Genomic DNA, 15,488 nt, shown 5'->3' on the forward strand with positions numbered 1-15,488 from the left:
TGCATATTAATCGAATACGCTTAAACAATAGAATTAAAGTTTAGTGCGGTTTGTTTTTATATTTGGTTTATAGAAAACAAATATTCAACATTTAGCAATTTTACACACTTGTAACAAAAAACTATAACCAACAAATAATTAAACAGTTACACAAAGCATATTGTTTTTTTTACTAAATTGTTGTTCTTAACATTAACTACTAAACTTTTTATTTATGGAACCATTTTTAGGTCAAATTACGATGTTCGGAGGAAACTTTGCTCCAAGAGGTTGGGCATTTTGCGATGGACAATTACTGGCAATTTCACAAAACTCTGCTTTATTTTCAATTTTAGGAACCACGTACGGAGGAGACGGAAGAACAACTTTTGCTTTACCCGATTTAAGAGGTAGAGCTCCAATAGGCCCTAGAAATGGCCCTGGCTTAAGTGATTATAGATTGGGTCAAAGAGGAGGGGTAGAAACGGTTACCTTAAACATTACTCAAATGCCAAGTCATAATCATGCAACTCAAAACAATACAGCTGCTGACCAACATATTCAATTAAGTGCTGATGCTGGTATTCGTAGTACTCCTCAGGCAGGAGATGTTCCTGCTGGAGCAAGTTTTGGATCTGGTATTAGTGCCACACCTGTAAATGCTTATGGACCAGCTAACAATACTGTTAATGGACAAACTATTAGTGCTAATGCTGGTTTGAATATACTTAATACAGGTGGAAACCTACCACATACTAATGTACAACCTTACTTAGCTGTTAATTATATTATTGCTTTGGTAGGTGTTTTTCCTTCTAGAAATTAACTTATTTGTTATAATTCATTTGATAAAATAAAACTCTAGTGAAAATCATTAGAGTTTTATCTGTAAAATTATTTAACCAATCATATACTAAATAAAAATGAAACATCGTTACTTTAAATTCTTATTGAATATACTTGTTTATTTTGTGCTTATTTTTTCTAATAAGCAATTGAACGCTCAGACCCCTAGTACTATGGAATTTGGTTCATCAACTGTGGTTTTAGCAACTGGTACAAATCCTAGTGCTGATCAATCAGTTAATTCTCTATTAAATAGCTTTGATATCTCTAGTACATCTAGTGGCAACATTGTTCTTGCCTTTGCCACAAATGGGAACGGAGTAGGTACTGATGCAATTGGTGGAGCCTCGGATGCTGTATTAGCTTGGGCAGGAAACGGTACTTTTTCTGTTAGTTCTGGAACACTATCAACAGATAGTGGTGGGGAAATAGGTATTACATCAATGCAATTTGCTTACCAACAAGCTATAGGTGGTAGCACACTTGATTTCACATTCATTGGTAAAAAAGATGGTGCAACAGTTGGTACACTTGTCTTAGTAGACCCTGCTCATAACTCTGCTATAAATATAAACTTAGCTTCACCTACTACAGGTTCTTTTTCAGATATTGACGAAATAGTTATAACACCTGCTACTCCTATTTTTGGGGGATTTTCAATAGATGGTATGGTAGTTACATCTGCTTTTTCCAATACAGCACCTGTAATTGGAGGAACAACCGCTGGTCAAAGTGTAAATGATAATAGTACTCTTTCTCCTTTTTCAAGTATCACAACAACAGATGCAGATGGCGATAACTTATCTGCTACTATTACTTTAGATAATAATGCAAAAGGAATATTAACAGGTACCGGCCTTATTGGTTCTGGTCCTTATACAATTTCAAGTACTACTCCCGCAGACCTACAATCAAAACTGAGAGCTTTATCGTTTAATCCAACAGACAATAGAACATCAACAACAGAAACGACCACTTTTACAGTAGTTATTAATGATGGTACTGTTGATGATACGGATAACACAACAACTGTGATTTCAAGTGCAGTTGCACCTGCTGTTTCTAGTGTGAGTGTACCTACCAATGCAACTTACGTAACAGGACAAAATTTAGATTTTACCGTAAACTTTGACGAGGATGTAACTGTAAATACTACAGGAGGAATACCGCAAATAGCTATTACCATTGGAGCTACCATACGCCAAGCAACCTACATTAGCGGTAGTGGAACAAATGCTCTAGTTTTTAGACATACGGTTCTTTCAGGGGATCTTGATACTGATGGTATTGCTGTTGGCTCTTTAGCTGCTAATGGCAGTACTTTAAAAGATTCTGGAGGAAAAGATGCTAATCTAACATTAAATAATGTGGGGGCAACTACTGGTGTATTAGTAGATGCAGTCGCCCCTACTGTAACAAATGTTAATGTACCTGCAAACGCCACTTACATATCAGGTCAAAACTTAGATTTTACTATTAACTTCAATGAAAACGTAATCGTAAACACTACTGGAGGAACTCCTCAATTAAGTATTACAGTAGGAGCAACTACTCGTCAAGCAACCTACATAAGTGGAAGCGGAACAAGTGCTTTACTGTTTAGATATACTATACAATCAGGTGATTTAGATTCTGATGGTATTGCTATTGGTACATTAGCTATAAATGGTGGTACTTTAAAAGACGTCGCTACTAATGATGCTAATCTAATTTTAAATAGTGTTGGAAACACAACCGCTGTATTAGTGGACACAGTTGCTCCCATTATAACAAGTGTTAATGTGCCTTCAAACGCTACTTATGTTACAGGTAATAATCTAGATTTTACCGTTAACTTTAATGAAAATATTATAATCAGTACTACTGGAGGAACTCCTCAATTAAGTATTACAGTAGGAGCAACTACTCGTCAAGCAACTTACATCAGTGGTAGTGGAACAAGTGCTTTACTGTTTAGATATACTGTACAGTCAGGTGATTTAGATACTGACGGTATAACGGTTTCTACTTTAACTGCTAACGGTGGTACTTTAAAAGACACCGCTACTAATGACGCTAACCTTACTTTAAATAGTGTTGGAAGTACAACCGCTATATTAGTAGATACAATTGCTCCTATTGTAACAAGTGTTAATGTGCCTTCAAATGCTACTTATATAGCAGGTAATAATCTGGATTTTACTGTTAATTTTAATGAAAATATTACAATCAGTACTACTGGAGGAGTTCCTCAAGTCGCTATTACTATTGGGGCTACTATACGTCAAGCAACTTACATCAGTGGTAGTGGAACAAGTGCTATAGTCTTTAGATACACAGTACAATCAGGTGATTTAGACACTGACGGTATAACGATTTCTACTTTAACTGCTAACGGTGGTACTTTAAAAGACGCCGCCACTAATGACGCTAACTTAACTTTAAATAGTGTTGGAAATACAGCTGGTGTTCTTGTAGGAGTACAAACTATTACTTGGACAGGAGCTAGTGATAATGATTGGAATACAGCTTCAAACTGGGATTCTAATAGTGTTCCATCAACAAATTCTGATATTATTATTCCATCTGGATTAACAAATTATCCAACAGCTTCATCTGCTATTACTTTTAATTCTCTAACAATTAGTAATGGGGCTTCTTTTATACCTCAAAGTACTGTTACTGGTACCGTTACTTATAAAAGAAATTTACCAACTACAAACTGGTATTTAGTATCACCCCCTGTTGCTGGTGAAACTTTAGAAGATATTATTGCTAATCATACCTTGGCTTCTGGTACTGGTGGTAATTTAGGACTTGCTCCTTATAGCAATATTACTGGCCCTGCATGGTTATATGTTCAAAGTGGTAATACAGGAACCATTACTAATGGAATAGGTGTTTCTATTAAATTAGCTACTCCTGGAGAAGTTTCAATCAGTGGAACAGCTAATACTTCTAATATTACTAAAGCTATTTCTACAGGTAGTAGAACTAATTACAACCTTGTAGGAAATCCGTATACATCATACATTAATTCTGCTAGTTTTACAGCTGCTAATTCTGCTGTACTTACCAGCGAAACTATTTGGTTGTGGAATGGAACTCAATACATAACCAAAAACGCTATCAATCCAATTGAAATTGCTCCGGGGCAAGCTTTCTTTGTAGAAGCTGCGGTAAACAATAATGTTATCTTTAGTTCAGCCAACCAAAGTCATCAAAATTCAGATACATTCATGAGACAGGAACCTATTCCTTCAATTGAATTATCTATTGACAATAACGATGTTAAAAGATCTACAGATATCTTTTATGTTTCAGGAAAGACTACAGGATATGATAGAAGTTATGACTCAAAAATGTTTGGGGAAGATACTTCTAACTTAGCTGTTTTTACTGAGCTAATAACTAATAACCAAGGAAAACAATTAGCTATTCAAACATTACCAAACACTAATCATGAAAATATGATTGTTCCTGTAGGTATTAAAGGAAAAGCAGGTGAAAAAATAACTTTTTCAACTATTTCTAAAAATCTACCAGCTAATCTTAAAGTATACTTAGAAGATAGAACAAATAGAGTTTTTACCAATTTATCTGAAGATAATTATACTATAACTCTTACGAATGATACAAACGGTATTGGTCAATTCTATTTGCATACTAGCTCTAAAAAACTTGAAACACCTTCTGTTACCCCTTCATTAGATAATATTAGTATATATAGTTCTTCTAATAATGAAGTTACCATTGTAGGATTGCAAACTAAAGCCAATATAGTTGTTTACTCAATCTTAGGGAAAGAAATTTTAAATCAAAACATAAACTCTAACGGAGTAAGTAAAGTAAGCCTTCCTGAGGTATCTAGTGGTGTATATATTGTAAAGTTAAATTCTGAATTAGGAGAGATCACTAAAAAAATAATCTTAAAATAAGCTAGCTATAAAATCAAGTAATTATGAAGAAAAACATAAAAAAGACTGATACAGATTCTAAAAATATCACTCGCAAAGAAGCTCTAAAAAAAATTGGCGGTTATAGTAAATATGCTGCTTTAACGGCTTTAGGAACTTACATGATTTTAAATCCTCAAAAAGCACAAGCACAAAGCGCCCCAGAAGATCCTGGTAGTGGATTTTAATCTTAAAAACTTCATCCAAAAAACCTCGATAAAATTATCGAGGTTTTTTATCTTTAGTCAATCATGATAAATAAAATAATTAAACGAAATATAGATAATAAAAGTATTGTTTGGTTTCAAGATAACAATGAATATCTTGTTGTAGATCCTCTTGTGGCTGAAATACTCTCTCTTTTAAATCAAAACGTTGATAAGCAAGAGATAACTACTCAGATTACTAAGCAAGTTGATATTACTTATAAAGAAGCGTTCAGTTTAGTTATAGATATTGAGACTTTACTTATCTCTTCAAAAGAAACTAACAATAAAAGCAAAGCTCACCCTGTAGTTAAACCAACATCTTTTGCTTCAATAAAATATTATAAAATAAAGGATATAATTTTAGAAGTGAAGTATGCTTCTGACATAGAAACTTCTCTAATTCATCCAAAGTTTGCTCATTTAGAAACTGAAGAAACTAAAAATATCAATCATAAATTTGAAATCTTTAGTAATGACAATAGCATTTCTCTCTCCGTAGATGATATTGTTATTGATACTTGGAGCTTGAGAGAAGTGCATTATTTTCAGGGCAAATTTTCTATGGAATTAGTACAAAAAATCCATAAAAAAAATGAAGATGAATGGATAGGTGTTTTTCATGCTTCAGCAGTTAGCAATAACAACAATTCTATTTTATTTTTAGGAGACTCTGGAAATGGAAAAAGCACATCTTTAGCATTATTACAAGCCAATGGTTTTACTTGTTTAGCCGATGATTTTGTACCTGTTGACAACTCTTTAAATGTACACAGTTTTCCTTCTGCTATATCTATTAAGAAAAGTAGTCTAGAAACCTTACTTCCAATATATCCTGAGTTAAAAACATCTGCCGAATATCATTTTAAAAGACTAAATAAAATTGTTCGTTATCTGCCTACAAATAATCATGATTACTCTTTAAAGTTACCTTGCAAAGCTTTAATTTTTATTAAGTATCAAAAAAATAGTGGTTTAATCATTGATAAAATTTCCAACATTACAGCTTTTGAACAGTTAGTTCCTGATTCTTGGTTGTCTCCAATATCTCAAAATGCAGAGCTTTTCTTGGATTGGTTTGAAAAATTACCTTGTTACCAATTAACCTATTCTGATAATGAAAAAATGATTGAAACTGTAAAAAAAGTATTTGCTAATGAATTATAAAGACACCTTGTTATTTACTGGAAAATGCTTAACAAGCACCCACAACAAGCATAATTGTAAGTTAGTTGGAGAAAAAATTAAATCAGGATTGGTTGACTGGGACGCTGTAGTTAAAGTAAGCACAGCCCACTATGTTTTCCCAGCATTATATTGTAATTTAAAACGAGCTGACTTCTTACACTATTTACCAACTGATTTAGTAGAGTACATGCGACACATTACTGAGCTAAACAGAGAACGAAATAAACATATTATAGCTGAAGCTAAAGAAATCAATAAGCTTTTGCTCTCAAATAACATCACTCCTATTTTTTTAAAAGGAACAGGTAATTTACTTGAAGGCTTATATGAAGATATTGCTGAACGTATGGTGGGAGATATTGATTTTTTGGTAGAGAAAAAATATATCCAAACGACCTATAAGCTTCTACAAACTAACGGGTATACCAATAAAATTTCTGAGCTTTTTGAGGATCATAGACATCTACCTAGAATTACACATCCAAATAAGATTGCAGCTGTAGAAATTCATAAAGATATATTACGAAAAGACAAGACTACATTTTTTAATTATAATAGTATCAAAGATTCTCTATTGAGTGTAAATGATGTCACTGTACTGTCTCTCAAAAACCAAATCAAATTAACCGTTTTTTCTAAACTAGTAAATGACTACAATTACTTTTTAAAGAACATTAATCTTCGAGGTGCCTATGACGTTTTTTTACTAGGTAATAAGTTAAAAGTACAAACCAAAATATATGATAATAAGCTATCTAAAGAATTAAATGCTGGTTTAGACTTATACTGCAAACTCTTGTCAGAGCCCAAAAACCTTCAATATACATCTGATAAAAAAAGTCAACAATATATATCTAGTTGTTTACAGAGTTTGTCTCTAAATCGATATAACAAAATAAAGAAAGTAGTATTAAAACACTACTTAAAAACATCAATAAGAATTCATATTTTATGTAAAGCCTTATTTAAAAAATCATACTTTAAGTTTTTCTTTTCTAAAATAACTGATATTAGCTGGTTAAAAAGGAAATTAGGTTTTACACCAGACCTTTAACCTCATCAAAGTCTAAACCGCCATAATTACCAGAACTCATTAATAATAAGGCAGCATTTTCAAGGTTTTGACTAAATAAGAACTCCTTAAACTCTTTTGGGTTTGTATATATAATCAAATCATCTCGTTCAAAAGCCTTCGCTATTTGTACTGTTGAAACTTCTTCTAATTGTTTAATTTTTACTGCATGGGGAGAATAAAATACTACTGCTTTATCAGCTTTATCTAAAGCGCCTTTGTATTCTGATAAAAACTCAGCATTTAAGCTCGAATAAGTATGCAGTTCTAAACATGCTAACAAAGTTCTATTTGAATATTGATTTTTAACCGCTGCTGTCGTAGCTGCTACTTTAGATGGTGAATGTGCAAAATCTTTAAACACAACTGTTGAAGAATTTTCAGCAATCTTTTCCAAACGTTTACTTGCACCTTTAAAGCTTGCTATCGCTTCATAAAACTCATCTTCATCAATTCCCATGTGTTGACAAATCCACTTTGCTCCTGCCAAATTTTGTAAGTTATGTTCTCCAAAAATTTCTAACGGTAAATCTCCTTCTTCAGTTTCCAAATAAGTAATTCCATTATCAATAAAATAATGTGGGGTTTTATAAGGATATTTTTTTATCGGGTGATTAGAACTTTCTATAACTTCTTTTAAAATCGCATCTTCCTCATTATACACCATAATTCCACCATTCGTTAAAGAATCTGTAAAAATTGAAAACTGTTCAACATAGTTTTCAAACGTTGGGAACACATTGATATGATCCCAAGCAATTCCACTTAACAATGCAATGTTCGGTTTGTACAAATGAAACTTTGGACGCATATCTATAGGAGAACTCAAGTATTCATCTCCTTCTAAAACAATAAACTCATTTTCTTCGGTTAAATGTACCATTGTATCAAAACCATCTAACTGAGCCCCTACCATGTAATCTACTTCCCTATCATGATAATTCAACACATGTAAAATCATAGAAGTAATCGTTGTTTTTCCATGAGAACCACCTATAACCACACGAGTTTTATCTTTAGACTGCTCATATAAGAATTCTGGATATGAATAAATTTTCACTCCAATTTCTTGCGCTTTTAATAACTCTGAGTTATTTTTTTTTGCATGCATTCCTAAAATTACAGCATCTAAATCAGCGGTTATTTTTTCTGGAAACCAACCAAACTCATTCGGTAATAAACCTTTATTTGCTAAACGAGTTTTTGACGGGTCATGAATTGTATCATCACTTCCTGTTATTTGGTATCCTTTTTGTTGTAATGCGATTGCTAGGTTATGCATTGCGCTACCTCCGATGGCTATAAAGTGAATTTTCATAGTGTTGTTATCTGTAATGTAAGCGTCAAAAATACAAAACCAAGCGAGAATTTTAAGTATCTTTAAATCGAAACTCATTAAATAGCTATGTTAACTCACTCAAATAGTATCTTTACAAACTTTAACTTGTAAAAAACTACTGTTTTTAAGTGTTTTGTTCATATAAATTTACGATTAGCATCAAAAAATATAGATAAATGAAAAGAATAACCCCTATTTTACTAATGATTTTATTTTCAACCTTAGCACACGCCCAAGAAAACTATGCCAACCTATGGGAAAAGGTGCACAAGCTTGAAGCTGAAAACTTACCTAAATCTGCTTTAAAAATAGTAAACACTATTTACGATAAAGCTGAAAAAAGTAACAATGCTCCTCAAATTATAAAATCATTGTTTTATAAAAGTAAGTATGCTCTAACTTTAGAAGAAAATGCGCAATTAAAAATTATTGATGAGTTTAAACAACAAATTAATCAACATAATTTTCCGACGAAAAATGTATTAGAAAATGTATTAGCTAACTTATACTGGCAGTATTTTAATCAAAATAGATGGAAATTTTACAATCGTACCCAAACACAAGAAAAAGTAGATGGAAATGATTTTAGAACATGGGACTTAAATACGTTGTTTGCTGAAATTCATTGTCACTATCAAAATTCTTTAGAAAATGAATCTGCACTACAAAAAACAGACATTTATACTTTTAAAGATATTATTCAAGCAGAAAAAGACTCTAAAAAATACCGCCCTACCCTATTTGATTTTTTAGCGCACAATGCCTTAGAGTTTTATAAAACCACAGAAACTAACATCACAAAGCCTACTTATCAATTTAAAATTGATAACGCTTTATACTTAAGTGAAGCTGATAAGTTTTCTGCTTTAAACCTCACTACAAAAGATGATTTATCATTACAGTTTAATGCCTTAAAAATCTATCAAAAATTAATAACCTTTCATTTAAAAAACAAGAATCTTAATGCGGTTGTGGATGCTGACATTCAACGATTACAGTTTGTTAAGCAGCATATAACCTTAAATAACAAACAAGAGTTATTATTACAAACACTAAAAACATCAGTTAATAATTACAAGAACAATGAAGTTTCTGGATTATATAGTTATGAAATAGCTAGAATTTATAATCAGCAAGCTGGATCTTATAAAACTAAAAAAAACGAAGACTTTCGTTTTAAAAACAAAGAAGCACTTGCTATCTGTAAAAAGGTCATTAAGCAGTTTCCTAAAAGTTTAGCTGCTGAAAAATGTGAAGCTTTACAACAACAAATCACAGCTACATCACTCAGTATTCTTTCTGAAAAATTTGTACCCATCCAATCTCACTCTAGGTTACTAGTTACTTATAACAATATCGATAAACTGTACTTTTCTGCTTATAAAATTGATCATAAACAATTAGAAGAGCTTCAAAAAATTCATAAAGAAGAAGAACGCTTTAACTTTATAAAAAAGCTTACAAAAGCTACTTCATGGAATAGTAACTTACGAAATGAAAAAGATTATTTATTACACACAACTGAGGTAGTAGTTCCCGAATTAACTCAAGGAAATTATTTAATCATAGCACACCAGAATGATACTTTTAACTCTGAAGACTTATATGCTACTGCTCATTTACAAGCAACCAATTTAGTTTTGGTTGAAAATAATAATGATGGTGTAAAAACCTACCAAGTTGTTGATAGAAATACTGGAAAGCCTGTTAAAGACGCTGAATTATTATTACAAAACAAGCAACATAGGTATGGAAAATCGATTCACAAAAAAATAACAACTGATAAAAACGGATTTGCTTCTTTTAAAAGTGATGCTAGTTATGGTAATGTGTACGTTACTGTAACACATAAAAACGATTCAGCAGTTTTTGGTAACTATTACCTGAATAAATATCAAAAACAAGCCTCTCCTACTACAAATGATAATCGTATAAATATTAAATCTTTTATTTTTACTGATAGAAGCATTTATCGACCAGGACAAACTGTATACTTCAAAACTATTTTCATTCAAGAAACAGAAAAAAAATCAACGCCTTTCACCAATGAGTTTATACAAGTAACATTAAATAATGTTAACGGTGAAGCAGTAAAAACACTAGACCTAAAGCTAAACGAATATGGGTCAGCTTCTGGTGAAATTATACTACCAAATACAGGGTTAACTGGTGAATATTGGTTTTCTATTGATAAAAGTGAAAAACAAGAAAGCAGGTTTTATAAGACTATAGATTTTGATTTTGAGAGAGAAGATTATATCACTCATATTTCAGTTGAAGAATATAAACGTCCTAAGTTTAAAACAGAATTTAAACCTGTAACAAAAACCTATAAGTTACATGACAGCATTACAGTAAACGGATTTGCAAAAGCTTTTGCTGGTTCAACTATCACAGATGCTAAAGTAGTATATCGCGTGCATCGTAAAGTACAATACCCTATTTGGTGGTACTGGCGTAAACCTCAGTTTACTTCAGAAGCACAAGAAATTACACACGGTGAATTAACAACTGATGCACAAGGTAACTTTTCAATTACTTTCAAAGCCTTACCTGATGAAAGTGTAAACAAAGAAAACTTACCTGTTTTTGAATATGAAATCACAGCTGATGTAACCGATGTTAATGGAGAAACTCGCTCAGCAACCTCTATTGTAAAAGTTGGGTATCATGCATTACTTGCTACTTTACAAATTCCTTCTACAATACATAAATCGGACAAGGAAACAACAATTGAAATATCAAGTAAAAATTTAAACGGGGAATTTGCACCTGCTAAAGGAAGCATTAAAATATACAAATTACAAGCTCCTAAAAATCCGTTACGTAAAAGATCTTGGGATACTCCAGATTATCAAGATATTTCAGAAAGTGAGTTTAGAAACTTATTTCCTCATGAAGCTTACACTTCGGAAGAACAAAATCCTCATAATTGGAAAAAAGAAAAATTAGTATTTGAGCAAAATTTCAATACAGAAGAATCTAAACAAATTATACTTAATAACTATAAAAAATGGGCTTCTGGTAAATACATAACCGTATTAAGTTCTAAAGATAAGTTTGGACAAGATGTTACAGACAAAGCTCTTTTTACAATAATTGATAACAAAGAAAAAAGTGTAACCGACAATCAGTTGTTCACGTATAACACAAATAAAACAACTTATAAGCCAAATGACATTGCTAAGTTACAAATTGGTTCTGCTTCAAAAGATGTTACGGTTATAGTTCAAATAGAAAAGAATCATACCATCGTAAACACAGAGCTTATTCATTTAAATAACAAAATCAAAACAATTGAAGTTCCTGTTACGAAACAAGATGTTGGCGGGTTTGTTATTAAATACTATTTTGTGAATTACAATAGTTTTGTAAGTGGAATAATTCCTATTTCTGTTCCAAATGAACAAGATAACATTACTATAGAAACCAATACATTTAGAGATAAATTACAACCTGGAACTCAAGAAACGTGGAGTTTTACCATTAAAAACGATAAAAACAACAAAGTAGCAGCAGAGATGCTTGCAAGTATGTACGATGCTTCTTTAGATGAATTTAAACCTCATAACTGGGAGTTTTCACCTATCTCTACTTCTACATATTACTCTTATAGCGGTAACGCTAATGCATATCAAAGTTTTGGTAATGAACGTTTCAGAGTTTTTAACAATACTTATCCATCATCTTTTAAAACTCAACGATATGACCAATTGAATTGGTTTGGTTTTTACTTCGGAATAAATAGAAATATTCGTTTAAGAGGCTTAGCTATGAGTGCTAAAATGCAACCTTCTCCAGAAAGAGAAATAATTGTTGAAGAGAAAGAACTTTTAGATGCTCAAGAAGCTGATTTGGCAAATGATTCAGTTATGACGGGATACGCTAAAAAAGAATCTAAACAAGAAAACGTTTCTTTAGATGGAGTTCAAATTCGTAAAAACCTTCAAGAAACTGCTTTTTTCTATCCTCATTTACAAACCGATAAAGAAGGGAATATCACCTTTAGCTTCACCACTCCAGAAGCTTTAACACGATGGAAATTGCAGCTATTAGCACACACAAAAGAATTGCAATCTGCTACCAAAACATTAACTACTGTTACTCAAAAAGAGTTAATGGTAATGCCTAATGCTCCTAGATTCTTAAGAGAAGGTGATCAAATTACATTCAGTACTAAAATTGCTAATATTTCTGATAAAAACTTAGAAGGTACAGCACAACTTATATTAACTGATGCTATTACCGGAAAAGAAATCAACCTGTTAAGTAATTCTTCTAAAAACCAGTCTTTCAGTGTTAATTCTAACGGAAACACGAATGTATCTTGGAACTTATCAATTCCTGATACTTATCAAGCAATTCAATATAAAGTAATTGCCAAGGCAGGGGATTTTTCTGATGGAGAACAAAATGTATTGCCTGTTTTATCAAACAGAATGTTAGTTACAGAAACACTACCTATGTGGGTTCGTTCAAATCAAACCAAAACATTCACATTAGATAAGCTTAAAAATCAAACTTCGACTACGCTCAGCCACCATAAATTAACGTTAGAAGTAACTTCTAATCCTGCTTGGTACGCTGTACAGGCTTTACCCTATTTAATGGAATACCCGTACGAGTGTAGTGAACAAACCTTTGCTCGTTATTATGCAAACACACTCGCTAGTCATATTGCAAATTCAAATCCAAGAATACAAGAGGTGTTCAATGCTTGGAAATCTTCAGATGCTTTATTGAGTAACTTAGAAAAGAATCAAGAGTTAAAATCATTGATTATCCAAGAGACTCCTTGGTTACGTGATGCTCAATCAGAGACTGAACAAAAAAAGCGCATTGCTTTGTTATTTGATTTAAACAAAATGAAAAACGAGCAACAAAACGCTATTAATAAACTATTGCAAATGCAATTAAACAATGGAGGGTTCCCTTGGTTTAAAGGGAATGATAATCCTAATGTTTATATCACGAATCATATTGCTACTGGTTTTGGACATTTACAAAAATTAGGTATTGATAATAAAGATGATTCTTTACAGAAAATGCTTGTGGATGCTATCCGCTTTTTAGATACTGAAGTTGAACATACCTACAAGAAGTTATTAGAAAGTGCTGAACGTATTAAAGCTGAAAAAGGACAAAAAGAATACACTAAGTATTTGGAAAAAAACCACCTAAACTACTTTATTATTCAGTATTTATACATGCGTTCTTTTTATAAAGATATCAATGTTAATAGTACAACTAAAACCGCTATTGAATACTACAAAAATCAAACAGCAACTTACTGGAAAGAGTTTAGTTTATACGGAAAAGGACAAATTGCCCTAATACAGTTTAGAAACGATAATATATTAGTTGCTAATAAAGTTTTAAAATCTTTAAGAGAAAACAGTATTACTTCTGATGAATTAGGAATGTATTGGAAAGAAAATCAACCGAGTTGGTATTTGCATCAAGCCCCTATTGAAACCCAATCGTTGTTAATTGAAGCTTTTTCAGAAATTGAAAATGATATTCAAACTGTTGATAATCTAAAAATATGGTTACTAAAAAATAAACAAACCAATCGTTGGAAAACTACCAAAGCAACTACTGAAGCTGTATATGCATTATTATTACAAGGTAGTGATTGGATTTCGGTAACTGATATGGTAGATGTAACAATTGGAGAAAAAACAATCAATCCTTCTAAATTAGAAGACACAAAAGTTGAAGCGGGTACTGGTTATTTTAAAACCTCTTGGAATGGTTCTGAAATCACTCCTAATATGAGTACTGTTAGTATTTCTAAAAAAGGAAAAGGTATTGCTTGGGGTGGATTGTATTGGCAATATTTTGAAGATTTAGATAAAATCACTTCAGCAAAAACACCACTACAATTAAAGAAAAAACTATTTAAAAAAGTAAATACTAATGCGGGTAAACAACTTCAAGAAGTTACAAAAAACACACAATTAAATATAGGAGATTTAATAACTGTTAGAATTGAACTTCGCTCTGATAGAGATATGGAATTTGTACACATGAAAGATATGAGAGCAAGCGGAGTTGAACCTATTAACGTATTATCACAATACAAATGGCAAGATGGTTTAGGGTATTATGAAAGTACAAAAGATGCTGCAACAAATTTCTTTTTCGATCGTTTACCTAAAGGAGTATATGTATTTGAGTATGATGTTCGTGTAAATAATGCAGGAAACTTTAGTAACGGAATCACAACTATTCAAAGTATGTATGCTCCCGAGTTTAGTAGTCATTCAAAAGGAGAAAGGTTACTAATTAAGTAAAATAATTTATCTTAGCATTCACAAAACACTAAATTAAAAATTATGAAGAAAATCTTTTTATTCATCGGTTTTTTAACCATTTCATTTTTCACTGCAAATGCACAAGAAATTTCAAATAACGCAATAGGTCTTCGTTTAGGTGATAATGATGGTTTTGGAGCTGAAATAACTTACCAACGTAGATTAAGTGATGCCAATCGTTTGGAAATAGATTTAGGTTTACGTAACGGTAGTAATTATGACGGCTTTAAAGCTACTGGTTTATATCAATGGGTATGGCAATTAGAAAATCGTTTTAACTGGTATGCTGGTGCTGGTGGTGGTCTTGGGCATTGGAATGTAAAAAATGTAGATGCCTCAGAAACCTATATTTTCGCAGCTGGTGTTGTTGGTATTGAATATAATTTTGATATTCCTTTGATGTTGTCATTAGATTATAGACCAGAAATTGGTTTTGGTGATTATTATGACGGGTTCAACTCTGACTTTGGTTTAAGTATCCGTTACCAATTCTAAAAAACGTTAAACTACATATAACAAAAGCCTCCAAATTAATTTGGAGGCTTTTTTATTTTAAAACTTCAAAAGTTAAATATCAAATGTTTTTAAAAGGTGATTTTTATATTA

8 protein-coding genes are annotated in these 15,488 nt (G+C 31.8%); 7 read left to right on the forward strand and 1 reads right to left on the reverse strand.

The features are described 5' to 3' along the window. The first annotated feature begins 214 nt into the window (after positions 1-214). From NH341_RS06035 to NH341_RS06055, 5 genes are all read left to right on the forward strand, one after another. Positions 215-805, forward strand: coding sequence for a phage tail protein (locus tag NH341_RS06035; RefSeq protein WP_047789854.1), 591 nt, complete (start codon positions 215-217; stop codon positions 803-805). A gap of 169 nt (positions 806-974) precedes the next feature. Then, positions 975-4,742, forward strand: a complete 3,768-nt coding sequence (locus NH341_RS06040) for a T9SS type A sorting domain-containing protein (protein WP_253055992.1) — start codon at positions 975-977, stop codon at positions 4,740-4,742. 23 nt (positions 4,743-4,765) lie between these two features. Continuing rightward, on the forward strand, positions 4,766-4,948 hold the full coding sequence (locus NH341_RS06045; protein WP_047789856.1) for a hypothetical protein: 183 nt from the start codon (positions 4,766-4,768) through the stop codon (positions 4,946-4,948). Positions 4,949-5,011: 63 nt separating this feature from the next. Then, the gene (locus NH341_RS06050) at positions 5,012-6,133 is read left to right on the forward strand and encodes a hypothetical protein (protein WP_253055994.1); all 1,122 of its coding nucleotides are present in this window, start codon (positions 5,012-5,014) and stop codon (positions 6,131-6,133) included. Further along, a complete protein-coding gene (locus tag NH341_RS06055; protein ID WP_253055995.1) occupies positions 6,123-7,208 on the forward strand; it encodes a nucleotidyltransferase family protein in 1,086 nt (361 codons plus the stop codon). Before NH341_RS06050 ends, NH341_RS06055 begins: the two co-directional genes overlap by 11 nt. Here NH341_RS06055 and murC read toward each other — a convergent pair. After that, positions 7,192-8,544: a UDP-N-acetylmuramate--L-alanine ligase gene (gene murC, locus NH341_RS06060; protein ID WP_239179348.1), complete on the reverse strand. Its 1,353-nt coding sequence runs from the start codon at positions 8,542-8,544 to the stop codon at positions 7,192-7,194. The genes NH341_RS06055 and murC overlap by 17 nt on opposite strands. A gap of 197 nt (positions 8,545-8,741) precedes the next feature. Here murC and NH341_RS06065 point away from each other — a divergent pair, with 197 nt between their 5' ends. Together NH341_RS06065 and NH341_RS06070 are read left to right on the forward strand one after the other, a co-directional pair. Beyond that, the gene (locus tag NH341_RS06065) at positions 8,742-14,861 is read left to right on the forward strand and encodes an alpha-2-macroglobulin (RefSeq protein ID WP_253055997.1); all 6,120 of its coding nucleotides are present in this window, start codon (positions 8,742-8,744) and stop codon (positions 14,859-14,861) included. Positions 14,862-14,903: 42 nt separating this feature from the next. After that, positions 14,904-15,377 carry a hypothetical protein gene (locus NH341_RS06070; protein ID WP_159613098.1) on the forward strand — a complete coding sequence of 158 codons (474 nt, stop codon included), beginning with the start codon at positions 14,904-14,906 and terminating at the stop codon, positions 15,375-15,377. Positions 15,378-15,488: the final 111 nt, after the last annotated feature.

Origin of the sequence: Tenacibaculum sp. XPcli2-G, assembly GCF_024124505.1 — a bacterium.
GTDB lineage: Bacteria > Bacteroidota > Bacteroidia > Flavobacteriales > Flavobacteriaceae > Polaribacter > Polaribacter mesophilus.

Bases quoted from the DNA above. Each gene is read 5' to 3' on its own strand.
- NH341_RS06035 (WP_047789854.1), top strand. From the start codon at position 215: ATGGAACCATTTTTAGGTCAAATTACGATGTTCGGAGGAAACTTTGCT.
- NH341_RS06045 (WP_047789856.1), top strand. From the start codon at position 4,766: ATGAAGAAAAACATAAAAAAGACTGATACAGATTCTAAAAATATCACT.
- NH341_RS06050 (WP_253055994.1), top strand. From the start codon at position 5,012: ATGATAAATAAAATAATTAAACGAAATATAGATAATAAAAGTATTGTT.
- NH341_RS06055 (WP_253055995.1), top strand. From the start codon at position 6,123: ATGAATTATAAAGACACCTTGTTATTTACTGGAAAATGCTTAACAAGC.
- murC (WP_239179348.1), bottom strand. From the start codon at position 8,544: ATGAAAATTCACTTTATAGCCATCGGAGGTAGCGCAATGCATAACCTA.
- NH341_RS06065 (WP_253055997.1), top strand. From the start codon at position 8,742: ATGAAAAGAATAACCCCTATTTTACTAATGATTTTATTTTCAACCTTA.
- NH341_RS06070 (WP_159613098.1), top strand. From the start codon at position 14,904: ATGAAGAAAATCTTTTTATTCATCGGTTTTTTAACCATTTCATTTTTC.